Source organism: Actinoplanes sp. NPDC089786, from assembly GCF_040684855.1.
Lineage (GTDB): Bacteria > Actinomycetota > Actinomycetes > Mycobacteriales > Micromonosporaceae > Actinoplanes.
In genome coordinates, this window is the sequence record NZ_JBFBGU010000021.1 from 109,264 (window position 1) to 130,863 (window position 21,600).

At 71.3% G+C, this 21,600-nt stretch carries 21 protein-coding genes; 10 read left to right on the top strand and 11 right to left on the bottom strand.

From position 1 onward, the window contains the following. The first annotated feature begins 20 nt into the window (after nucleotides 1-20). On the top strand, nucleotides 21-1,847 hold the full coding sequence (locus AB0O15_RS38200; protein ID WP_364329771.1) for an ABC transporter ATP-binding protein: 1,827 nt from the start codon (nucleotides 21-23) through the stop codon (nucleotides 1,845-1,847). A gap of 14 nt (nucleotides 1,848-1,861) precedes the next feature. Here AB0O15_RS38200 and AB0O15_RS38205 read toward each other — a convergent pair whose 3' ends face one another. The 6 genes from AB0O15_RS38205 to AB0O15_RS38230 form a co-directional block, all read right to left on the bottom strand. After that, on the bottom strand, nucleotides 1,862-3,034 hold the full coding sequence (locus tag AB0O15_RS38205) for a hypothetical protein (protein WP_364329610.1): 1,173 nt from the start codon (nucleotides 3,032-3,034) through the stop codon (nucleotides 1,862-1,864). Beyond that, nucleotides 3,018-3,521 (bottom strand): sigma-70 family RNA polymerase sigma factor, encoded by a 504-nt coding sequence (locus AB0O15_RS38210; protein WP_364329612.1) that lies wholly within the window; start codon nucleotides 3,519-3,521, stop codon nucleotides 3,018-3,020. The genes AB0O15_RS38205 and AB0O15_RS38210 overlap by 17 nt, the downstream gene beginning before the upstream one ends. Nucleotides 3,522-3,607: 86 nt before the next feature. Beyond that, nucleotides 3,608-5,539 carry a hypothetical protein gene (locus tag AB0O15_RS38215; RefSeq protein WP_364329615.1) on the bottom strand — a complete coding sequence of 644 codons (1,932 nt, stop codon included), beginning with the start codon at nucleotides 5,537-5,539 and terminating at the stop codon, nucleotides 3,608-3,610. A gap of 12 nt (nucleotides 5,540-5,551) precedes the next feature. Further along, entirely contained in the window at nucleotides 5,552-6,712 is a 1,161-nt protein-coding gene (locus AB0O15_RS38220) for a Gfo/Idh/MocA family oxidoreductase (RefSeq protein WP_364329618.1), read from the bottom strand. 48 nt (nucleotides 6,713-6,760) lie between these two features. Beyond that, nucleotides 6,761-8,713 carry a glycosyl hydrolase family 28-related protein gene (locus AB0O15_RS38225; protein ID WP_364329621.1) on the bottom strand — a complete coding sequence of 651 codons (1,953 nt, stop codon included), beginning with the start codon at nucleotides 8,711-8,713 and terminating at the stop codon, nucleotides 6,761-6,763. A gap of 77 nt (nucleotides 8,714-8,790) precedes the next feature. Beyond that, complete coding sequence (locus AB0O15_RS38230; RefSeq protein WP_364329623.1) at nucleotides 8,791-9,558, bottom strand: SigB/SigF/SigG family RNA polymerase sigma factor; 768 nt, start codon at nucleotides 9,556-9,558, stop codon at nucleotides 8,791-8,793. Between the two features lie 81 nt (nucleotides 9,559-9,639). Between AB0O15_RS38230 and AB0O15_RS38235 the strand changes: the two genes are divergently transcribed. From AB0O15_RS38235 to AB0O15_RS38250, 4 genes are all read left to right on the top strand, one after another. Continuing rightward, on the top strand, nucleotides 9,640-10,824 hold the full coding sequence (locus tag AB0O15_RS38235) for an HDOD domain-containing protein (protein WP_364329625.1): 1,185 nt from the start codon (nucleotides 9,640-9,642) through the stop codon (nucleotides 10,822-10,824). A 64-nt stretch (nucleotides 10,825-10,888) separates the two neighbouring features. Next, entirely contained in the window at nucleotides 10,889-12,040 is a 1,152-nt protein-coding gene (locus AB0O15_RS38240) for an MFS transporter (RefSeq protein ID WP_364329627.1), read from the top strand. A gap of 22 nt (nucleotides 12,041-12,062) precedes the next feature. Further along, complete coding sequence (locus AB0O15_RS38245) at nucleotides 12,063-12,245, top strand: TM2 domain-containing protein (RefSeq protein WP_364329629.1); 183 nt, start codon at nucleotides 12,063-12,065, stop codon at nucleotides 12,243-12,245. Beyond that, on the top strand, nucleotides 12,206-12,337 hold the full coding sequence (locus tag AB0O15_RS38250; protein ID WP_364329780.1) for a hypothetical protein: 132 nt from the start codon (nucleotides 12,206-12,208) through the stop codon (nucleotides 12,335-12,337). The genes AB0O15_RS38245 and AB0O15_RS38250 overlap by 40 nt, the downstream gene beginning before the upstream one ends. A 40-nt stretch (nucleotides 12,338-12,377) precedes the next feature. On the opposite strand, the gene AB0O15_RS38255 is transcribed toward AB0O15_RS38250, so the two are convergent. Next, on the bottom strand, nucleotides 12,378-13,925 hold the full coding sequence (locus AB0O15_RS38255; protein WP_364329632.1) for a serine/threonine-protein kinase: 1,548 nt from the start codon (nucleotides 13,923-13,925) through the stop codon (nucleotides 12,378-12,380). 139 nt (nucleotides 13,926-14,064) lie between these two features. Here AB0O15_RS38255 and AB0O15_RS38260 point away from each other — a divergent pair, with 139 nt between their 5' ends. Next, nucleotides 14,065-15,054 (top strand): Gfo/Idh/MocA family oxidoreductase, encoded by a 990-nt coding sequence (locus AB0O15_RS38260; RefSeq protein ID WP_364329634.1) that lies wholly within the window; start codon nucleotides 14,065-14,067, stop codon nucleotides 15,052-15,054. Between the two features lie 16 nt (nucleotides 15,055-15,070). Then, nucleotides 15,071-15,889: a TIM barrel protein gene (locus AB0O15_RS38265; protein WP_364329636.1), complete on the top strand. Its 819-nt coding sequence runs from the start codon at nucleotides 15,071-15,073 to the stop codon at nucleotides 15,887-15,889. Here AB0O15_RS38265 and AB0O15_RS38270 read toward each other — a convergent pair. The 4 genes from AB0O15_RS38270 to AB0O15_RS38285 form a co-directional block, all read right to left on the bottom strand. Then, complete coding sequence (locus tag AB0O15_RS38270) at nucleotides 15,877-16,371, bottom strand: pyridoxamine 5'-phosphate oxidase family protein (protein WP_364329638.1); 495 nt, start codon at nucleotides 16,369-16,371, stop codon at nucleotides 15,877-15,879. The genes AB0O15_RS38265 and AB0O15_RS38270 overlap by 13 nt on opposite strands. Beyond that, nucleotides 16,368-17,546, bottom strand: coding sequence for a sigma-70 family RNA polymerase sigma factor (locus AB0O15_RS38275; RefSeq protein ID WP_364329640.1), 1,179 nt, complete (start codon nucleotides 17,544-17,546; stop codon nucleotides 16,368-16,370). The genes AB0O15_RS38270 and AB0O15_RS38275 overlap by 4 nt, the downstream gene beginning before the upstream one ends. Then, nucleotides 17,543-17,869, bottom strand: coding sequence for a YciI family protein (locus AB0O15_RS38280; protein WP_364329774.1), 327 nt, complete (start codon nucleotides 17,867-17,869; stop codon nucleotides 17,543-17,545). The genes AB0O15_RS38275 and AB0O15_RS38280 overlap by 4 nt, the downstream gene beginning before the upstream one ends. Nucleotides 17,870-17,946: 77 nt before the next feature. Further along, nucleotides 17,947-18,978: a LacI family DNA-binding transcriptional regulator gene (locus AB0O15_RS38285; protein ID WP_364329642.1), complete on the bottom strand. Its 1,032-nt coding sequence runs from the start codon at nucleotides 18,976-18,978 to the stop codon at nucleotides 17,947-17,949. Nucleotides 18,979-19,096: 118 nt separating this feature from the next. On the opposite strand from AB0O15_RS38285, the gene AB0O15_RS38290 reads away from it, so the two are divergent. From AB0O15_RS38290 to AB0O15_RS38300, 3 genes are all read left to right on the top strand, one after another. Beyond that, nucleotides 19,097-20,212 (top strand): phytanoyl-CoA dioxygenase family protein, encoded by a 1,116-nt coding sequence (locus AB0O15_RS38290; protein WP_364329644.1) that lies wholly within the window; start codon nucleotides 19,097-19,099, stop codon nucleotides 20,210-20,212. A gap of 69 nt (nucleotides 20,213-20,281) precedes the next feature. Further along, entirely contained in the window at nucleotides 20,282-20,659 is a 378-nt protein-coding gene (locus AB0O15_RS38295) for a hypothetical protein (RefSeq protein WP_364329646.1), read from the top strand. Then, on the top strand, nucleotides 20,656-21,597 hold the full coding sequence (locus tag AB0O15_RS38300; RefSeq protein ID WP_364329648.1) for a hypothetical protein: 942 nt from the start codon (nucleotides 20,656-20,658) through the stop codon (nucleotides 21,595-21,597). The genes AB0O15_RS38295 and AB0O15_RS38300 overlap by 4 nt, the downstream gene beginning before the upstream one ends. The last annotated feature ends 3 nt before the right edge of the window (nucleotides 21,598-21,600 follow it).

Sequence of the window (21,600 nt, forward strand, 5' to 3'; positions counted from 1 at the left end):
GGATGTCCCTGCACCACGCGATGAACCAGCGCGATCAACGGCCGTTCTCGAAGCGGACGCTGAAGCGGATCGGCCGGTTCGCGCGGCCGCACCGCCGGCTGCTCGGGTGGTTCCTGGCCGGCAGCGTGCTGTCCGCGGTCCTCACGGTGGCGTCGCCGGTGCTGGCCGGGCGGGTGGTGGACGGCATCGTCGACCGGCGACCGGCCGACCTGATCGTGGGCCTGGCCGTGGCCATCGGGGCGATCGCGATCGCCGAGGCGGGGCTCGGGCTGATCACCCGCTATCTGTCGGCCCGGATCGGCGAGGGGCTGATCGTCGACATGCGTACGGCGGTGTTCGACCATGTCCAGCGGATGCCGGTCGCGTTCTTCATGCGTACCCGGACCGGCGCTCTGGTCTCACGCCTCAACAACGACGTGGTCGGGGCGCAGCAGGCGTTCAGCGACACGTTGTCCGGGATCGTCGCCAACAGCGTGACCCTGCTGCTCACGCTGGCCGTGATGCTCAGCTTCTCGTGGCAGATCACCCTGCTGGCGCTGGTCCTGCTGCCGATCTTCGTGTTGCCGGCCCGGCGGATGGGCACCCGGCTGGCCCGCCTCGAGCGGGAGGCCGCCGACCACAACGCGGCGATGAGCACCCGGATGACCGAAAAGTTCTCCGCGCCCGGCGCCACGCTGGTCAAGCTCTACGGGCGGCCGGCCGAGGAGTCGGCCGAGTTCGCGGCGCGGGCCCAGCGCGTACGCGACATCGGCGTACGCACCGCGATGTTGCAGTGGATCTTCATCACCGCTCTCACCCTGGTCGGTTCGCTCGCGCTGGCTCTGGTGTACGGCCTGGGCGGCTTCTACGCCGTCACCGGCCGGCTCGACGCCGGCGCCGTGGTGGCGCTCGCGCTGCTGCTCTCCCGGCTCTACGCCCCGCTCACCTCGCTGGCCAGCGCCCGGGTCGAGATCATGAGCGCGCTGGTCAGCTTCGACCGGGTCTTCGAGATCCTCGACCTGAAGCCGATGATCGTCGACCGGCCGGACGCCCGTGAGCTGCCCGACGGACCGGTCGCGGTCGAGGTGGACGACGTGACGTTCGGCTACCCGGCGGCCGACGAGGTGTCCCTCGCCTCGCTGGAGGACGTGGCCAAGCTCGACAGCCGCGGCGGCGAGACGGTGCTGCACGGGGTGTCGTTCCGGGCCGAACCCGGACAACTGGTCGCGCTGGTCGGCTCGTCCGGGGCCGGCAAGTCGACCATCGCCCAGCTCCTGCCGCGGCTCTACGACGTCGGCGAGGGCGCGGTACGCCTGGCCGGCACCGACGTCCGTGACCTGACCGCCGACTCGATCCGCGGCGCGCTGGGCGTGGTCACCCAGGACGGGCACCTGCTGCACGACACGATCCGCAACAACCTGCTCTTCGCCCGTCCCGGCGCGACCGAGGACGAACTCTGGGACGCGCTGCGCCGGGGCCGCATCGCCGACCTGATCGAATCCCTGCCGGACGGCCTGGACACGATGGTCGGCGAGCGCGGCTACCGGCTCAGTGGTGGCGAGCGCCAGCGTCTGACGATCGCCCGCCTGCTGCTGGCCCGCCCCCGGGTGGTGATCCTCGACGAGGCGACCGCCCACCTCGACTCGACCTCGGAGGCGGCGGTGCAGGCCGCGCTGGGCGAGGCGCTGGCCGGGCGGACCAGCGTGGTGATCGCGCACCGCCTGTCCACGATCCGCTCGGCCGACCAGATCCTGGTCCTCGAGAACGGCCGGATCGTCGAGCGCGGCCGGCACCCCGACCTGCTGGCCGCGGGCGGGCGGTACGCCGAGCTGTATCGAACCCAGTTCGACCAGCCGGTGCCCGCCTGACCCGCGGCCGGCGCTCAGGGTGTCGCGGTCGCCAGCGGGAACCAGGTCGCCGGCTTGTCGACGTCGGCGACCTGGATGGCGGCCAGGATCTGTGTCAACTCCTCCGGCGAGGTGTCGCCGCTGCCGATGATCTCGACCGTGTACTTGCCGCCGGGGAGGTTGCGGTAGCACAGCGCGGCGTTGCCGGTGTTGCAGTACGGCGCGGCCGGATCGGCGCCGTCCGGCGGCAGCCGCTTCGGCTCGTACGTCGAAAGGTTGATCCTGATGTCCTTGACGTAGCCGTCGTCCTTGTCGGTCATCGAGCTGATCAGCCGGCCCGCGCTCGCCGCACCCTTGACCAGGCGGATGCTCGACCTGTACCCCTCGGCGTTGCCACCGTTCCAGGGGTCGGGGCCCCGGCCGCCGGCGTCCAGCCGGTAGCCGGGCGGAACCTCCCGCAGCTTCATCGCGACGGTCGCCGGATAGGCCGCCGAGCCGCTCAGCCCGGCCGCCACGGCCACCAGGTTCGCCTTGCCGGCCCGGCCCGCCTCGTCCGGGATGAGGGTGTTCAGCACCGCCCAGCCGTTGGTGGCGTACTGCCAGGCGAGGCCCCGGTGGCCGCCGATCGGGGACCGGTCGCCCTCGATCTGGGTGTCCGCCTGGAACAGGCCGGGCTTGCCGCCGACGCTGACCGGCTCGCCGCCGGCGAACTGCTTCGGGTCGTAGCGGCCGGGGCGGTAGACGGTCAGCAGCAGGTTCCGGGCCGGCTCGCTGCGGGCGACGGTCTTCTTCGTGTCGTCGGTGTAGATCTCGTCGACGTCGTCGCCGATCCGGACCGTCGCCTGCTGAAAGTCCGCGGTCACCAGATAGGGGTCGTTGACCGTGAACTCGCCGGCCCGGTAGCCGCGGAACGCGTACTCCCAGGGGCTCTTCGGATAGCGCAGCGGATCGGTCTTTCCGGCGGTGACCGGCGCCGCGGCCGTCACCTCGGGCGGCCCGGCCGACGGCGTGGCCCCGACCAGCCGCGGGACCGTGATCACCCCCGCCACCGCGACCACCGCCGCGGCCGCGGCCGCGGCCAACCCGCTCCACGTCGCCCGCCGGCGGGCGCGCAGGCGGCGACCGGCGACCACCACGTCGTCGACGGTGTAACGCGGCGCCGGCGGGTTCGCCTTGGCGTCCTCCAACATCTCAGAAAGCTCCCGCATGATGTCCCTCCCTGGTCAGGACCTCGCGCAGCCGATCAAGGGCGCGTGAGGTGTACGACTTGACCGTGCCTTCGGGCCAGCCCAGCGCCTCGGCCGTCTCCTGCACGCTGCGTCCCTCGAGGAACCGCAGCACCAGGACGGCGCGCAGCTTCGGCGACAGGTGCCGCAGCGCCTGACGCACCTGGATCCGGTCGTCGACCGCACCGGTGCGGTCCGGCGTCGCCGGTTCCGGCATGGCGTGGCTGTGTGACTTCTCCCGCCGCCACCACGGCCGGCGCGTCTCGTCGATGGCCGCGCGGACGACCGCCGCGCGGGCGTAGGCAGCGGGCGTCTCGACCTTGGGCCAGCGGGCGTAGAGCCGCGCGAGCACGGTCAGCACCGCGTCCTCGGCGACCTGCCAGTCACCGCACGTGAGGTAGGCCAGGCCGCGCAGCGGCTCCATCTGCGCGCCGACGAAAGCTCGGAACTCCGTCTCTCTGTCATCCACGCCACTAAGACGCACGCCGACCTGAATCGCGTTACAAAAAAGTCGGGGCCAGGGCATGAAAGCCCTGGCCCCGACCAAACGGGTGGTTATGGGAGGGAACGCGGGCTGTGGCCCGGCTCCAGGGTGTCGATGAACTCGTGCGGGTCGTGCACCTTGCCGGAGACGCGGGCCTGCTCGGCCCGGGCGTGCAGGGCCTTGGCGGCGGCGGCCGGGTCGGCGCCGACCCGGTCGGCCGCGCGGGCCACGATGTTGTACGCCTTCTCGGCCAGCGCGTACGCGGTGCGGTACTCGTGCTTGGCGAAGGCCCGCTTGGCCTGGCCGAGGACGGTGTCGGCCGACCGCAGGTTGGCGGTGACCCGGCCGGCGTCCTTGGCCGCCAGCACGTTCGCGGCCAGCTTGTTGGCCGCCTCGAAGTACGCGGCGGTCAGGAACCGATCACTGTTGTCCCGGTCGAACTGGCTGAAGTCCCAGTTCAGGTCGATGTACGACATCATCGAGTTGTTCTCGTCGCCGAGCCACGAGAAGTAGAAGTCGCCGCTCGCCCCGATGTCGGCGCCGGCCTCGCTGTCCCAGCCGTCGTGCGGGTGCGACATGCCCAGGTGGTGGCCGGCCTCGTGGATCTGGGTGGTGCTCAGGCCGTACCCCCGCTCGATGATCCCGGGCGAGATGAACGAGAAGACGTAGCTCTGCGTGCCGTCGACCCAGTTGTCGTCGGCGTAGCCCAGCGGCGTCGTGAAGTCGCCGCCGGTCGCGTAGTTGATCAGCGGCAGCTCGTAGTCCACCCGGCCGTCGTCGTCCTTGGTCCGGGCGATGTTCTCGTCGTTGTAGAGGAACAGGTTGGCGTCCGGCGGCAGCTCCTGGCCGTCGTAGCAGGGCTCGTAGGTGATGTACCAGCCCTCGAAGCAGGCGCGGTTCTTGGCGTCGACCGCGAAGTCCTGGTTGTCGAAGTCGAGCCGGTTGCGCCAGCGCAGGTCGGCCAGTTCCTCAACGACAAGATCGGGTTTGATGTACGCCGCGGAGGCGTCCACGCCCGGCCAGTCCTCGTACGTGTTGCTGTCGAGGTTGATCGACTTGGGCAGGCCGGTGCCGGTGGGCAGCTCCACCGGGTAGAGCGGGGACGTGGTCATCAGCAGGTCGAGACCCACGTACCGGACAATCTTGGCGAGGTCGCCGGAGAGCGCGTCCGGCGAGCGGAACCCGCCGTCGGTGTACTCCCAGGTGTTCGGCATCCGGTAGTCCGGCTGCCCGTCGCCGTCCACATCCAGCTCGTCGACGATGTAGTTGGCCATGTTCGCCTCGGGGCCGGCGGACAGGTCGGCGAACCAGACGCGACGGGTGCTGCCCAGACCGGTCTCCTCGTCGTCCCGGGTGGTGCCGCCCCACGCCATCATCTTGCGGCTGTCGCGCTCCTTGCCGAAGTCGTAGCCGGTGTCCGGGTCGGCCTCACCGGTCTTGGTGTAGACGTGGAACTTGAAGTCGGCCCGGCCGTGCCAGTTGATCAGGAAGATCGTGTTGCGCTCGGTGTCGACCCCGCGCGGCGGGTTGTAGGCCAGCCACTTCTCGACCGTCGGCGCGTCGATGTAGTTGTTCGAGGTGACGTCCAGAACATTCTTCGTCTGGGCGTTGTACTCCTCCTGGTACACGGTCAGCGGCGCCGGTGTGGACAGCTGCTTGAGCCGCTTGAAGAACTTGTCCTGGTACGCCTGGTCGGCGTACTGGACCTTGTAGTCGTAGGTGTAGGTGATGCCGAGCTTCTCCTGCTCGCCGTACCACTGCCGGGAGCGCACCTCGGGCTCGTATGTCTTCGCCAGGCCGGACCGGAACTCGGCCTGGTCGACGTCGTTCGTGTCGTACCCCAGGAACACGATGTTCACCGGCACCGTCTCGGTCAGCTTGGGCCGGCCGCCGGGCGTCAGATGGGTGAACGTCGGAGCGGGCGCCGCGGCGTTCGCCGGTGTCGCCGACGCACCCACCACCGCGGCGATCAGCGCTGTGATGAGCGCAACTTTCCGTGTCATGCCGACACGTTGCTACATGTAAATATCTAGGTCAACCCATGTCCGGCGCTGTGCCGACTCGGACAGGGCGTCGAGGATGCGGGCGCTGGCGACGGCGTCGTCCAGGGTTGTTCCGTGCGGTTTTCCGTCGGATATCGAGCGGATGAACCGGTGTGCCTCGATCACCTTGAGGTCGTCGAGGCCCATGCCGTTGGCCGAGCCGGGCTGGAAGGCGGCGTAGTCGCCATGGGACGGTCCGATCTGGATGGTGCTCACCGCCTGGTCCTGGTAGGCCGTGCCGGTGCTCACGGCCAGGTCGCCCATCCGGCGGAAGTCCCAGAACACCGCGCCCTTGGTGCCGTGCACCTCGAAGCCGTAGGCGTTCTGCTCGCCGACCGCGACCCGGCTCGCCTCCAGGATCGCCCGCGCCCCGGACGCCATCCGCAGCTGGGCCGAGACGTAGTCCTCGTTCTCCACGGGACCCATCTCGCCGCCCGTCGCCCGCACATGGCCCGCGGTGGCGCCGGTCGGCCGGGCGCGCGACGGGACGAAGATGGCCGTGTCGGCGACCAGCGACTCGATCTCGCCGAGCAGGAAGCGGATCAGGTCGGCGGCATGCGCGGCCAGGTCGCCGAGCACCCCGCTGCCGCCTCGGGCCCGCTCGAACCGCCAGCTCAGCGCGCCCTCGGGGTGGGCCGCGTAGTCGCTGAAGAACCGGCACCGAGCATGCGTGACCGGGCCGATCTCGCCGGCGGCGATCAGGTCGCGGGCCGCTTCGACCGCGGGAGCGTTGCGGTAGTTGAAGCCGACCGCGCCGTGCACGCCGGCGTCTCGGACCGCGCCGGCCACCGCGATCGCGTCGTCCGAGGTGAGGCCGACCGGCTTCTCGATCCAGATGTGCTTGCCGGCCCGGGCCAGCTCGACGCCCATCTCGCGATGGAGGAAGTTGGGCGCGGTGATGCTGACCGCCTGAACCCGGGGGTCCAGAGCCAGCGTTCGCCAGTCCTCGGTCGACGAGGCGAAGCCGTACCGCGCGGCCGCCTCGGCGGCCCGGCCCGGCACCTCGTCGGCCACCGCGACGAGGACCGGGCGCAGGCTCAGCGCCGGATAGTGGTGGGGCACCCGCAGGTACGCCTGGGTGTGCACCCGTCCCATCCAGCCGAAGCCGGCCACCGCCACGCCGAAGGTCTCCATACGCTCGACTATGTCAGCGCGAAGCTGATCTTCGGCGCGGTGAATCCATCAAAAACCCCTCCACGGCGAGGGTGCGGGCGGCGGGACCACGGCCGGGCGGTCCTGGCAGCTGATCACGTTCGGCAGGTACGGCTGGAGCCACCGGCCGTCGTTGCCGCCCAGGTCGGTCAGCCCGAACTCGGAACCGGCCGGGGTGAAGTGGAAGGAGCCACAGTTGTTGACCCCCTGCGCCCCCACGTTGCGCGCGTCGACATTCTCGAAGGACGCCGATCCCGCGGTACGCGCGGAAAGCACGCTGGTGCCCGTACCGTCGACACGGACGTCCTTGAACGTCACACCCTCGATCGAGTAGAGATCCTTCACGCCGAACTCGCTGACCAGCATGATCGCGTTGTAGGTGCTGTCGAGGTAGTGGTCGCCGGTCACCGTGACGTCGGCGGCGATGGAGCGGTCGAGGGCGTAGAACCAGATCGCGCCGAGGCCGATGTTCCAGTTCAGGTCGAGCGTGCCGGCCCGCACCGTGGTGTTGCCGGCGAAGGTGAGCTTGCCGGCGAAGGGCTCGGCGCCGAACCGCGACCCGGCGTGCAGCCCGCTGCCCTCGCGCAACGGGTCGCCGACCAGGTTGCCCCGCACCGTGATGTCCCGGCCGCCGTAGATCGCGATGCCGTTGGCCAGGGTGGGCGTCTGCACGGTGTTGCGCTCGAACACGTTGCCCGCGTTCGTGGTCTTCTCCGACCACATGGCCAGGCCGTCGTCGCCGGTGTTGCGGATGAAGCTGTTGCGTACGGCCGAACCGGTCACGCCGGTGTGGAAGTTGAGCGCGTCGGCGATCTGGTCGACGACCATGGTGTCGCTGATGGTGGTGCCACGCATCGGCCCGTCGAACCACAGCCCGACCTTGGTGTGCCGGATGTGCAGGTCGCGGACGGTCGAGTCGCTGAGCGCGCCACCGACGCCGTTGACCTGGTCGGTGTCGATCCGCTCGCGCACGTCACCCTCGATGGCGAACCCGCTCAGGTGGACGTTGCGGCTGCCGCCCTCCTCGGCCGGTTTCCCGTAGAAGCCGACCCCGGTGTGCACGGATCCGTCCGGAGCCGGTGCCGGCAGCGTGACCTGATGGCCCTTGATGATCGTGTGCCAGTTGCCGGCGCCGGTGATCGTGACGTCGTCGACGACGATGTGCCGGTTGACCTGGTAGGTGCCCGGCGGCAGGTAGACCGGCAGCCGCAGCCTGCGGGCGAGCGCGATGGCCCGGTCCAAGGCGGGCGCGGCGTCCCGCCGGCCGGTCGGGTCGGCGACCAGCCACACCGCCTTCTTGACCAGGCGGGGCGGGGCGACCTGCTCCGAGTCGAGCAGGTCGATGACGGTCCAGGCGGCCCCTGCTGTTGCGGTGAGCCGGATCTTGTCGCCCGTGCGATAGGTGCGGGCCAGCTTCAGGCGCTGCTCGTCGTAGAACTTCATCGGCCGGAACGGCTTGGTGATGACCGGCGCCGGCGTGGTCGCGGCGGGCACGCACGAGCATTCGGCGATCCACCAGTCCGGGTGCAGCAGGCCGGCCGTGGGGTCGTTGGTGAACGGATATTGGTTGTGGAGGTAGGCGTACTCGGAGGTCATGGTCAGGGTCTTGCGGTCCTTGCCGTTGACCGTGACGTCGAGCGGCGCCCGGATCCCTCCGCCGGTGGCGGCGTCGGGGATGCTGTAGCGGACGGTGATCGCGTTCGCGGCCCGGGGCAGCGTGAACTCCACCCACTGTCCGGGTAAGAGCTTCACCGCCTTCCGGCCGGAGGCCTCGGCGGGCAACGTGTACGGCGAGCGGTCGGGCCCGATCACGGCGCCGGTGGTGCGCGCGTTCTCGGCCTCCTGCTCGAGGAACGGCACGGTCGCGCCGCGGCCCGCGGTCAGGGCCGGATCAAGACCGGCCCGGGTGACCGGCGTGGTGGTGGGGGCGGGGACGGAGGCGAGGGCGGCGGTCAGGACGGTGACCAATGCTGAGGGGAGCATGGCCGCACGGTATCGACCCTGTGATCGGCTTCACAAGGGACAGTCGATGATTTCCGTGAAGTTGCCGACTTCTTTCATCAGTTGCGCAAGTCGCGGCGCAGCCTCTCCAGCGCGCGGGCGATCAGCCGGGACACGTGCATCTGCGACAGACCGACCTTGGCGGCGATCTCCGACTGGGTCATGTTGCCGTAGAACCGGAGCGCCAGGATGCGCTGCTCGCGCTCGTTCAGGTGGGTCATCGCGCGGCCCAGGGTCATCCGGAGCTCGGTCAGCTCGTACTCGTGCTCGGTCTCACCCAGCGTGTCGCCCAGCGAGACCGTGCCGTCCCCGCCCGCGATCGGGGCGTTGAGGCTGGTCGCGGAGTAGGCACGAGCACCCTCCAGGCCCTCGAGCACCTCTTCCTCGGTGATGTCGAGGTGCTTGGCCACATCGGCCACCGTCGGCGACCGGCCCAGCGTGGCCAGCAGCGCGTTGTTGGCGTTGGTGATCGCCATCCGCAGTTCCTGGGTGCGCCGCGGGACCCGGACCGACCACGTGCGGTCACGGAAGTGGCGCTTGATCTCGCCCAGCACGGTCGGGATCGCGAACCCGACGAACTCCACGCCGTACACCGGGTCGAACCGGTCCACCGCCTTGATCAGACCCACCGTCGCGGTCTGCAGCAGGTCATCGGCCGGCTCGCCACGGCCGTGGTAGCGCGCGGCCAGGTGTTTCGCCAGCGGCAGCCACGCCTCGATGACCCGTTCCCGCAGTCGTGCGCGGCGCGGATCGGCCGCGGGCATCGCTGCCATCGCCTTGATCATCTCATCGGCGCCGGCGCGCGCCTCATCCGTTGCGGGTTTCATACCACGACGGTAAACCGACTCAGCTATCGACGCAACTCGCAGATTAGTAAAGTCCGACGTACGGGTGCCGATGGGACGGACGTGAACCATGCCCACCTCGTGCACGTCGGCCGGCAGCCGATCTTCGACGCCGCCGGCACGGTCGTGGCCTTCGAACTGCTGTTCCGCGGCAGCGTCGACGCGGTCCAGGCGGGCCGGCAGGACACCTACGCCACCAGCCAGGTCATCATCAACGCGTTCACCGAGTTCGGGCTGCCCGAGGTGGCCGGCGACAAGCTCTGCTTCATCAACCTGACCACCGAGTTCCTCACCGGCGAACTGACCCTTCCGTTCGGGCCCGAGCAGGTCGTCCTCGAGGTGCTCGAGACGGTCACGGTCGACGACGCCGTGATCGCCGGCATCACCGCGCTCGTCGAGGCCGGCTACCGGATCGCACTCGACGACTTCGTCTTCGGGTCGGCGCACGAGAGGCTGCTGCCGCTGGCCTCGTACGTGAAACTCGATCTTCTCGACGGTGACCTGACCGACCTGGACCGACACGTCGCCCACCTGCGCGGCTTCCCGGGGATCCAGATCGTGGCCGAGCGACTCGAAGGCCCCGACCAGCTCGCGATCGCCGACAAATTCCACTGCGAGCTCCGCCAGGGGTACGCCCTGAGCCGTCCCCAGGTGCTCACCGCGGCGAGCCTCTCACCGTCCCGCCTGCGCCGGCTGGAACTACTCGCCGCCCTGAACGCCCCCGACGCCGGCCTCGGCGCCATCGTCTCGATCATCGCCGCCGACCCGGCGCTGTCCCTGCGCGTCCTCCGCGCGTCGAACTCGGCCGCGGCCGGCGGCTCCAGCCGGGTGTCGTCGGTCCGGCAGGCGGTCGTGATGATCGGCCTGACCCACATCCGCCAATGGGCCACGCTGATGGTCATCGACGACGTCGCCGAGGCCACCGAGGACCAGATGATCACGGCGCTGACCCGGGCCCGGCTCAGCGAGAACGTGGCCCGCACGGTCGGCGCCTCCAGCGACGCGGCCTTCATGGCCGGCCTGGTCGGCGGGATGGCCGACCTGCTGGGCACCTCGCCGGCGTCCCTGGCGTCCCAGCTGCCGCTGTCCGCCGAGGTGTCGAGCGCCCTGGTCAACGGCAGCGGCGCCCTGGGCGAGGTCCTGCGCGTGGTCGACGCCTACAACGCCGGCGACACGGCCGGCGCCGACCTGGCCACCGCCTACATGGAGGCCATCCGCTGGTCGGCCCGGGCCACCGCCCGCCCCTGATCCTCCTCAGCGCTCGAGCCGGTGACCGTCGTGCGGTTCAGCCAGTACCGGCCGGGGTACGGGCGTGCAGGTGCGGACGGCGGTGATGCGCTACCTCGGCGGCGCGACCCTGGCCCGTGGCGCCGACGCCGGCGCGGCCGTCGGCTTCGTGCTGCTCAAGCCCACCGTGGTCGGGGCCGTGCTGGCCGCCTGCCTGACCGCGCCACACCTGCTGGGACCGGTGCTGGCCCGGCGGCTCGACCGCGCCCGCGACGGCCGCCGCCTGATCGCCGTGGTCTGCGCGGCGTACGGCGTCTTCCTCGCGATCGCCGCCCTGGGCCTGGACCGGATACCCCTCGTCCTGGTCGTGCTCGCCGCGGCCACCGCCGGCGTCTGCGGCCCGCTGCTCACCGGCGGACTGAGCAGCCGCCTGGCCGCCCTGGTGCCCGGCGACGAGCGGGCGCAGCGACGCGCGCAGGGTCTGGACGCGCTCAGTTACGGCATCGGGGGTACGGCCGGGCCCGCGGCCGCGGCGGCCCTCGCCAGCCTGACCGGCGCGCGCGTCTCGCTGCTGGTGCTGGCGACCGCGGCCGTGATCGCCGGCCTGCTGGTCCTCTCCCTGCCCGCCGCCGGCAACCCGGTGCCCCGGGACGAGGTTCTCTCCGTACGCCAAGCCCTGACGTTGATCCTGACCACCGGCCCGCTGCGCCGCGTCATGTACACCACGGTGGTGGCCTCCGTGCCCGGCGGCGCGATCGCGGTCATCGCCGTCGCCTACGCCCCTGCCTTGCGCGTCTCCCCCGGCACGGCCGGCCTGCTGGCCGCGGCCTACGGCTTCGGTGTTCTGCTCGGCTCGCTCGCGGTGACCGCACGGCCGCTGCTCGGCGAGCCGGAACGGCTGGTCACCCGCGCCGGCGCGCTGATGGGTGTCGCCTATGGACTGTGCGCGGCGGCGCCCGGATTCGCCCTCGCCTTCGCCGGGTTCACGCTGATCGGGGTGTTGAACGCGCCGTTCTTCACGGCCACGCTCGCGTCCCGGGCCGCGTACTCGCCGCCGCAGGCCCGGGCCCAGGTCTTCGTCTCGATGGCCGCGCTCAAGGTCGGCGGCCAGTCGGCCGGCACGGCGGCCGCCGGCACGGCCCTGGGCCTGGGCGCCCGCACCCTGCTGCTGATCGGCGCCGCCCTGATCATCGCCACCGCCGCGGCCACCGTCCTCGACCGCCGCCGGTGGCCGTGACCACGCGGCTATCGTTGCGGCGATGCAGCCGGTGCGGTTCGGTCAGGCCGAGTTCGAGTACGACTCGGTCAAGAAGGACGCGCGGGTGGCGTACGCCCTGTGGTTCGCCTGTGGCATCTTCGGCGGCCACCGCTTCTACCTGGCGACACCGGCCGCTCCATCGCCATGCTGTTCACCCTGGGCGGTCTCGGCGTCTGGACCCTGATCGACGTCTTCTTCGTGGGCCGCCGCGTCCACACGATCAACCGCACCCGCCGAGCCGCGATCATGGCCCGCCACGGAATCGTCGAGCCCTGACCACCGCAAGCTCGCGCTCAGTACGGGCACGGCCTGCTGCTCAGTCGTCGCCAGCTTTACCCTTGCCGCTATTATTCTTTTTGTCGTCTTTATCCTTGCCGCTGTTGTTCTTCTCGGCGTTCTTCGGAGCAGGCGGGGCAGGCGGGGCCGGCGGCCGGGCGGCTGGCGGCCTCGCGGGCGAGCGGACGGCCGGCTTCGTGGTGGTGGGTGGCGTCAAGGTCTGGCCCGTCACCGAGAGCTGGGGCGTGCAGACGGTCTCGTTGAGCTTGAACTCGCCGGGCAACGCCGCCGACTCGCGGTAGCTGGCGTCGAAGCCGGTCGTGACCTTGCTGCCCGCGGCCAGGTTGCGCCCGGTCAGGCCCAGGGACCGGCCGTTCTGGGCCCAGCCGTCGTTCCAGCCGCGGACCAGTTTCTGGCCCTCCGGCAGGTCGAAGCTGAGTTTCCAGGTCGCGGCGGCCGCCCGGCCGGTGTTGGTGATGGTCACCGCGGTCGAGAACCGGCCGTTCAGGGCGCTGCGGATGGCGTAGCCGACCTGGCAGGTAACGGCGGGCGGGGCCGCGGCGGGCGGGGCGGCCGCGGCGGCGGGGACGGTCGGTGGTGGGTCGCCGCGTCCGGTGGCCCAGGCGGCCGCGGCCACCGTGACCAGGGCCGCGGCGACCGCGGCGGCGATGACCGTGCGGCGGCGCGATGGCGGGGCCACCGCAGCCGTCATGGCGGGGTGACCGCGGCGGCCGGGTGAAGGCGGGTCGACCGGCACGGTGATGGCCTCGGTGGGGGCGTCCAGCGCGCCCAGCAGGGGCGGCGGGGCGACCAGACCGGCGGCGTCGGCGAGGACGCGGGCCGCGGTGGCGGCGTCGGGGCGGGACCCGGGCTCCTTGGCCAGCGAGTCGCCGACCAGGGCCACCACCGGGGCGGGAAGGCCGGGGATCGGCGGCAGGGTGTCGGGGGTGCGATAGCGGTGGGCGCGCACCATCTGGGTGGTGGTCGACGCGTCCCACGGCAGGCGGCCGGCCAGCATCAGGTGCAGGAGCAGGCCCAGGGCGTAGACGTCGGTGGCGGGGCGGACCGGGCCGCCGTCGATCCGCTCGGGGGCCAGGTAGGCCGGTGTGCCCAGCACCTGGCCACCGATCAGGTCGGCCTCGCCGGTCGAGGCGGAGATGCCGAAGTCGACCAGCTTCACGCCCGAGGCGGTGACCATGACGTTGCCCGGCTTCACGTCGCGGTGCACGATGCCGCGGTCGTGCGCGGCGGCCAGCGCGGCCGCCACCTGGGCGCCGATCGTCACGGCCACCCGCCACGGCAGCGGACCGCCGGTGAGCAGGTCGTTCAGCGACCGGCCGTTGACCAGCTCCATGACGATGAACGACGGCGAGCGACCGAAGTCGTAGACCTCGACCACGTGGGGGTGGCGGAGCCGGGCCGCGGCGCGGGCCTCGACCAGGATCCGGTCGGAGAGGGCCTGGCCGGGGGCGAGCACCTTGACCGCCACCTCGCGGTCGAGCACCTCGTCGTGGGCACGCCACACCACCGACATGCCTCCGGCGCCGAGCCGGTCGAGCAGCCGATAGCGGTCTGCCAGTCTGCCCACCACGGCTGGTATCGATGCCCCGAGATCAGCAGGTCAAACCCTGAGGTGTTTTTGATGTGCGGGGCCGCTTGTTACGACCCGGTTACCGGCCGCATTCTCGGGTGGTGGGTGACCGGAACGTTTTCGGAGGGATGGACTGATGCGCCTCGGACTGATCGGACTGGGCCGGATCGGCGCCTTCCACGCGGAGACGCTGACCGGGCTGGGCGTCGACCTCGTGGTCTACGACCCGGCGCCGGGCGTGACCGAGCGGGTCACCGACAAATATGCCGCGAAACCCGAAATGTCGATTACGCACGTGCTGGACGCCGGGATCGACGGCCTGGTCATCGCCGCCGCAACCGATGCCCACCCAGAGTTGATCATTGCGGGCACCGAGCGAGGCCTGCCGGTGTTCTGTGAGAAGCCGGTGGCACGCGGCGCCACCGAAGCCGCTGACATCCAGCGGAGAACATCGGACGCCAGGGTTCAGATCGGCTACAACCGGCGATTCGACGAGGCGATCCAGCGCGCGAAACACGCGGTGGAAAGTGGCGAGCTGGGCCGGCTGCACACCATCCGGTCGACCACGATGGACCCCGCTCCCCCGCCGGCCGCCTACCTGGAGGGTTCCGGCGGCATCTTCCGCGACTGCTCGGTCCACGACTTCGACACGATCCGCTACGTCACCGGGCGCGAGGTGATCGAGGTGTACGCCACCGGCAGCGACCGCGGCGACGAGGTCTTCGCCCGGATCGGCGACGCGTCCACCACCGCGGCCGTGCTGACACTGGACGACGGCACGATCGCCGTGGTCTCCAACACCCGGTACAACGGGCGTGGTTACGACGTACGCCTGGAGCTGCACGGCTCGGCCGACAGCATCGCGGCAGGACTGGACGACCGCTGGCCGATGCGGTCGGCCGAACCGGGCGTGACCTTCCCGGCCGGTACGCCGCACGACTTCTTCATGGACCGCTTCCTCGACGCCTACCGCCGCGAGCTGGCCGCGTTCACCGAGCTGGTGGCCGGCGAGCGCGAGTCGCCGTGCACGGTCGCGGACGCGGTCGAGGCCGGCTGGATCGCCGAGGCCTGCACGACGTCCTTGCGCGAGCACCGTCCGGTGCGGATCGACGAGGTGAAGCAATGAGAGACGAGGTGAAGCCGTGAGAATCGCCGGAGCCCCGATCTCCTGGGGCGTCTGCGAGGTGCCCGGCTGGGGCTACCAGCTCTTCCCCGAGCGGGTGCTGCGCGAGATGCGCGAGGTCGGCCTGACCGCGACCGAGTACGGCCCCGACGGCTTCCTCCCGGCCGATCCCGCCCCGCTGCTGGCCGAGCACCAGCTCGAGGCGTTGGGCGGCTTCGTCCCCCTGGTGCTGCACGACGAGCCGGAGTTCCCCGACTTCACCGGCGACGTCCTGGTGCTCGCGGCGGCGACCGGCCGGGACGGGTACGACGAACGCCCCGACCTCGACCCGGCCGGGTGGCGGCGCCTGCTGAGGAGCCTCGATCGCCTCCACGACGAAGCCACGGCGCGAGGCATCACCGCGGTGCTGCACCCGCACGTCGGCACGATGATCGAGACCGGCCCGGAGATCGAGCGCGTCCTCGAGGGCTCACGCATCCCCCTCTGCCTGGACACCGGCCACGTGCTGATCGGCGGGACCGACCCGGCGACGCTGGCCGGGCACGCCGCCGGCCGGATCGCCCACGTGCACGCCAAGGACGTCGATCATGGCCTGGCCAAGCGGGTGCAGGCCGGCGAGCTCACCTACACCGACGCGGTGCGCGCGAACCTGTACCGCCCGATCGGCGACGGCGACGTGGACTTCGCCGCGGTCGCCGCCGCGCTCACCGGCGCCGGCTACGACGGCTGGTGGGTGCTCGAACAGGACACCATCCTGACCGAGGCGCCGATCGGTGAAGGACCGATGGCCGATGTACGCCGCAGCGCGGACGCCCTGCGAGCCCTTCAGAACCGGTAGCGCGTCTGGGAGTACGGCGACTTGCCGAACGCCAGCACCTTGGCCGGGCTGACCCCGAAGACGTGCGCCGTGCCGCCCTGGTGGTGGTAGGCGTCGCCGTCCACCTCGTAGTCCCAGTCGAGGCGGGACCGCCACAGGTCGGCCAGCTCGACCAGCCGGTCGTGGTCGGTGACCCGGACCGCGGTGCCCTCGGTCACCACGTCGGTGCCCGAGGTGAGCGACGGCGTGCCGGTGGTGATGGCCACCGCCGGACTGGCGGTCAGGTTGACCATCTTCTGTTCGCCGAGGCCGACGGTGAAGTGCAGCTGCCCGTCGTCCCAGATCATCGGGACCGGCGTGACATGGGGCCGCCCGTCCCGCCGCACCGTGGAGAGCCAGAACATCTTCGTGCCGAGCAGGATCTCGTCGACGTCGGCCCAGGGCACCGCCGTGGCGTCCGGCTCGCTGAACCGGCCGTCGAATTCCACTGTCGGGGTGGTCATGCGTCCTCCATCTCGGTGGCCCGGCCCAGCAGCGCGTGTCGCTCGGCGGGCGATGTCGTCTCGTCGGCGGCCGTCCGGAACAGCAGCTCGGCCCGGATCCGGTCGCCCAGGCGGGCGGTCAGTTCGGCCTCGGCCGCGGAGGCCGGGGCGTAGCCGTCCAGCGCACCGCCCGCACGGGCCTCGGCCAGCAGATCAAGACCCCGTGCGGGCCCGTACGCGAACCCGTGCGCGACCGCCCGGTTCAGCCGCACCACCGGGGTGGGCTGGAGCGCCACCAGATGGTCGTACCAGCCGGCGATCGCGGGCCAGTCGGCCGGGGACCGGGTGTGTTCGGCGGCGATGTGGGCCTGTGTGGCATAGGCGCCGCGCCCGGCGGTGGGCAGCAGCGCCAGGCCCGACGCGATCGCCTCGTGGTCCCAGAGGGTGCGGTCCTGCTGGTCGAGGGTCAGCAGGTGGCCCGCGGCGTCCCGGCGGGCCCGCCGCCGCGAGTGCTGGAGCAGGCACAGCGCCAGCAGGCCGGCGGCCTCGGGCTGGTCGGGCATCAGCCGCCGGAGCAGCCGGGCCAGCCGGATCGCCTCGTCGGCGAAGGCCGGTTCGCCGTCGTTGGTGTAGCCCCGTGTGAACAGCAGGTAGATCACCGCCAGCACCCCGGGCAGCCGCTCGGACAGGGCCGGACCGGACGGCACCCGGTACGGGATGTTCGCCGTCGAGATCTTGGTCTTCGCCCTGGTCAACCTGCGGGTCATGGTCGGCTCGGCGACCAGGAAGACGCGCGCTATCTCCCCGGTCGGCACCCCGCACACGGTCCGCAGCGTCAGTGCCACCCGGGCCTCCAGCGACAGCGCCGGGTGGCAGCAGGTGAAGATCAGCCGCAGCCGGTCGTCGTCCCACTCTTCCGACTCCTTCGCCTCGGCGGACAGCAGCAGGACCTCACGGAGCTTCCGCTGTTCCACGGTGGCCCGCCGCAGCACGTCGATCGCTCGGTTGCGGGCCACCGTCATCAGCCAGCCGCCGGGGTTGGCCGGGACGCCCTCGCCCGGCCACTTCTCCAGGGCCGTGGCGAGGGCCTCCTGGGCGCAGTCCTCGGCCAGGTCCCAGTCGCCGGTCACCCGGATCAGCGTGGCGACGATCCGGCCGTACGACTCCTGCGCCGCGGCGGCGAGGGCGTCCTTCACAGGTTCAACGGGTCGAAGGCGCGCAGCTCCAGGCGCCCGTGGTAGGCCATCGGGTGGCTGCGGGCGATCTCGATGGCCTCGTCCAGGTCGGCGCACTCGAGGATGTCGAAGCCGCAGATGACCTCGGTCGTCTCGGCGAACGGGCCGTCGGTCAGCAGCAGCTCACCGCCCCGCACGCGGACCGTGGTCGCCGTGGTGGCCGGGGCGAGCCGCTCACCCATGACCGCCCTGCCCTTGTCGTAGGTGTCGGCCACCCACTGCTCGATGGCCGGCACTCCGGCCTCCGACGTCTCCGGCTCGGTGTCGGTGCAGACGAACATCATGAACTTCACTGCGTACCCCTCTCGTCTTGGGTTTTCATGCCGATGACGAACGGCCCCGGCCGAACCGGACAGCCTGCTCAAGAAAATCTGGCCAGCGGTTCGTTGTGCGGGGTGATCACCTGGATCGCGCTGGGCGCGGGGTGCGGCCGCCCCTCGAGTACGCCGCGCGCGTGCAACACCGCCAGGCAGGCCTGACGCATGTCCGCCCGCAGGTCATGGTGCAGCACCGCGGAGAGCCGGCGGTCCCGCAGCAGCGCGGTGTTCTCGCCGTCCAGGTCGTGCGCCACGAAGACGTCGTAGCGGCGGCGCTCGGCGTCGAAGGCGTCCACCACCGCCGTGTTGCCGCCCGCCCCGGCGTAGAGCGAGTAGACCGCGCGCACCGACGGGCTGGTCGCCAGCAGCTCGCGGATGCTGTAGTGCACCGCGTCCGCCTTGTCCTCCTCGTCGACCACCTCGACGATCCGCCGGCCCGGCGACCGCAGCCGCATCTCGGCCCGGAAGCCCATCTCCCGCTCGTCCTCGCCGCGGAACGACCCGTGCCCGCGCACCACCAGCACGTCACCGGCGCGGTCGGCCAGCCACTGCTCCACCAGGTACGCCGCGGTCGCGCCGGCCGCGCGGTTGTCGATGCCCACGTACGCCGCCCGCTTGCTGCCCGGCAGGTCGGTGACGAAGGTGACCACCGGCACCGGCGACCCGGCCACCGCGGCGATGATCTCGGGCGTCTCCGGCGCCTTCAGGATCACCCCGTCCGACTTGGTGCGGGCCACCTTCTCCAGCACCGCGACCAGGTCGGCGACGGCCGGCGAGTCGAGCAGGTGGAAACGGGACCGGATGGTGGCCGGGCGCAACGACGGCAACTCGGCCTCCAGCGCGACCCGGACCGCGGCGGTGAACCGGGGCGGCGCCTGCACCACCACGTCCAGCATGATCGTCCGGCCGCCCAGCCGGACCTGGGACTGCTGCCGGTCGAGGTCGGCGATGGCCTGACGCACCTCGCGGACGGTGCTGGCCCGGACCCCGCCGCGCTCGTGCAGGACGCGGTCGACGGTGGCCGGGCTCAGGCCGGCCTGGGCGGCGATCTCGCGGATCCGGTACGGGTGGGGCATGGCTGCCTTCAGTCCGATCATAGGGCGGTGGCGAGGCTGCGGATGGCGTACACAATGATGGTTTTTTGAGGTCTTCTCAACCTCTTCCTGAGGTACGGCCGGGCCTAGCGTGAGACCCATGACAAGCTGGTTCACGGCCGCCGACTGTCGTCTGGAAGACTTCCGGGCGATCGTCGAGCAGCCGACGCAGAGGTCCGACTTCCCGGATGCCATCGACGTGGCGCAGAACGTCCTGATCTATCCCGGCGACCTGCCGGACACCACCGAGGTACGCGCCGAGCTGGCCCGGGCGCTGATGGACGGCCCCGGCATCGTGGTGTTCCGGGGCGCGTTCGCGACCGACGTGGTCGACCGCGCCACCGAGGTCTTCGCCGGCCTGATCGCCGACCAGCACCGCGCCGGCGTGGTCGGTGGCGACCACTTCGCCAAGCCCGGCGCCAACGACCGGGTCTGGGGCGCCCTCGACAAGTTCGCCCTGCGTGACCCCGAGGCCTTCGCCGCCTACTACGACAATCCGACGCTGGCGCTGATCTCGGCCGCCTGGCTGGGCGCCGGCTACCAGATCACCTCCCAGGTCAACGTGGTCAATCCGGGCGGCCAGGCCCAGGTCGCCCACCGCGACTACCACCTCGGGTTCATGTCCGGCGCTCAGGCGTCGAGGTTCCCGGCCCACGTCCACCTGCTCTCGCCGGTGCTCACGCTGCAGGGCGCGGTGGCGCACGTGGACATGCCGGTGGAGACCGGGCCGACCCTCTACCTGCCGCACTCGCAGAAGTATCCGCCGGGCTACCTCGCCTTCCACCAGCCCGGCTTCACCGCCTACTTCGACGCGCACCACGTGCAGTTGCCGCTGACCAAGGGCGACGCGGCGTTCTTCAACCCGGCGCTCTTCCACGGCGCCGGCACCAACCGCTCGGCCGACGTCCGACGGATGGCCAACCTGCTGCAGATCAGCTCCGCCTTCGGCCGCGCCATGGAGACCGTCGACCGCACGGCCATGTGCGAGGCGCTCTACCCCGTTCTGCTGGGGTACGAGGGCAGCACCGACCACGTGGTCGCAGCCTCGGCCGAGGGGTACGCGTTCCCGACCAACCTCGACCGCGACCAGCCGATCGGCGGGCTGGCCCCGCCGACCCAGGCCGAGCTGATGCGGCAGGCCCTGAGCGAGCGCTGGGACCCGGCGACCTTCACCAAGGCCGTGCATGACCAGCGCAATCGCCGGGCGGCCGGCTGACGCACGGGATCGAAAAGCCCGGATGCGACTGCTACATTCGGTCCTTCCTGACGGGGGGAGGGACGGGTCATGCCGCATTCGGGCGAGGCGCTCGGTGTCGACGCCGCCAACCTGTACAACGCCGGTCGGTTCAAGGTGAAGGTGCTGGCCGACCAGTTCGGCGGGGCCGCCACGAGTCTGCTGGGCACCCAGGCCGGCGACGGCATCTTCGCGCGCGACCCACGCGTCGGCGGCAGCCTGGGCCCGGCCAAGGGCGCCTTCGACGAGCTGCGCGACCAGGTCGTCGGGCTGCTCAAGGAGACACAGCAGAACATGCAGGACACCGGCGACGCCCTGGTGATGGCCGCTCTGGAGTACGCCGCGACCGACGAGGGCTCGCGAACGGCGTTCAAGGGCATCCGCGAGACGCTGGACGCCGAGAACCACGTGCCGCCGGTGCCGTCGTGAGCTGGGAGCAGCTGGGCGACCACGCCGCCAAGATCCAGCAGTCGGCGATCATCATGGATCTGCGGCAGCGTGGCTTCGGCTACGACAAGGGCCGCGTCTACGACTCCAGCATGACCGACGAGCAGGTGCAGACCGTCGTCGACATCACGGCCGGGCGGTTCGCCGGGGTGGCCGCGATGTTCGACCCGTTCATCAAGACGGCCGACCCGGCCGGGTTCGACCGCCTGAGCGAACGCCTCGCGACCGAGGTCGCCCACTGGCTCAACGCCGGGCAGGGCAAGGGCGGCACCGAGATGGCGGCCAACCCCGACCTGGGCCGGATGGACGACGTGAAGAACCTGGTCGAGCCCTGGTTCGGGGCCGCCGCGGTCAACTTCCGGGACAACTTCCTGTCCAAGTGGCCGGGGATCACCGCCAACCAGTTCCTGCTGATCATGATCCTCAAGGGCGCCGCCGAGGCCGAGGCCGGCGTGTGGCGGGCGGCCCGGGCCAGCATCGACGACATCGCCCACAAGGCGCAGGCCGCGCTCGACGCGATGCTCGACTGCAACCCGAAAGACCTGGCCTTCCTGCTGACCGTGGCCGGTTCGATCGGGGCGGTCGGCGGCTTCGTCACCACCGGCGGCCTGTCGCTCACGCTCACCGTGCTGGGCGAGGTCTCGGCCTCGGCCGGGGCCATCCCGTTCGGGGACAAGAAGGAGCTGCCGTTCAGCGGCAAGAACGCGATGGCGATCGTGAACGCCGTCCAGGGCGCCATCACCGAGCTGATCGGCCAGGTCATCGCGGCCGAGAACAAGATCCTCGAGTCGCTGAACGCCGGGCTGTCCGCCGTCGCGGGTAGCTCCGACCTGTTCATCGCCCCGCGGCCGGCGCTGGCCGACGCGACCCCGGCGACCATCCGCGACGAGACCGCCGGTCTCGGCACGGCCCTGGGGTGACCG

Excerpts from the sequence above, each read along its gene's own strand:
- AB0O15_RS38225 (WP_364329621.1), bottom strand. The coding sequence starts at position 8,713 with ATGCTCCCCTCAGCATTGGTCACCGTCCTGACCGCCGCCCTCGCCTCC.
- AB0O15_RS38205 (WP_364329610.1), bottom strand. The coding sequence starts at position 3,034 with ATGCGGGAGCTTTCTGAGATGTTGGAGGACGCCAAGGCGAACCCGCCG.
- AB0O15_RS38295 (WP_364329646.1), top strand. The coding sequence starts at position 20,282 with ATGCCGCATTCGGGCGAGGCGCTCGGTGTCGACGCCGCCAACCTGTAC.
- AB0O15_RS38290 (WP_364329644.1), top strand. The coding sequence starts at position 19,097 with ATGACAAGCTGGTTCACGGCCGCCGACTGTCGTCTGGAAGACTTCCGG.
- AB0O15_RS38250 (WP_364329780.1), top strand. The coding sequence starts at position 12,206 with ATGCTGTTCACCCTGGGCGGTCTCGGCGTCTGGACCCTGATCGACGTC.
- AB0O15_RS38280 (WP_364329774.1), bottom strand. The coding sequence starts at position 17,869 with ATGATGTTCGTCTGCACCGACACCGAGCCGGAGACGTCGGAGGCCGGA.
- AB0O15_RS38285 (WP_364329642.1), bottom strand. The coding sequence starts at position 18,978 with ATGCCCCACCCGTACCGGATCCGCGAGATCGCCGCCCAGGCCGGCCTG.
- AB0O15_RS38230 (WP_364329623.1), bottom strand. The coding sequence starts at position 9,558 with ATGAAACCCGCAACGGATGAGGCGCGCGCCGGCGCCGATGAGATGATC.
- AB0O15_RS38200 (WP_364329771.1), top strand. The coding sequence starts at position 21 with ATGAACCAGCGCGATCAACGGCCGTTCTCGAAGCGGACGCTGAAGCGG.
- AB0O15_RS38245 (WP_364329629.1), top strand. The coding sequence starts at position 12,063 with ATGCAGCCGGTGCGGTTCGGTCAGGCCGAGTTCGAGTACGACTCGGTC.
- AB0O15_RS38270 (WP_364329638.1), bottom strand. The coding sequence starts at position 16,371 with ATGACCACCCCGACAGTGGAATTCGACGGCCGGTTCAGCGAGCCGGAC.
- AB0O15_RS38260 (WP_364329634.1), top strand. The coding sequence starts at position 14,065 with ATGCGCCTCGGACTGATCGGACTGGGCCGGATCGGCGCCTTCCACGCG.
- AB0O15_RS38215 (WP_364329615.1), bottom strand. The coding sequence starts at position 5,539 with ATGACACGGAAAGTTGCGCTCATCACAGCGCTGATCGCCGCGGTGGTG.
- AB0O15_RS38220 (WP_364329618.1), bottom strand. The coding sequence starts at position 6,712 with ATGGAGACCTTCGGCGTGGCGGTGGCCGGCTTCGGCTGGATGGGACGG.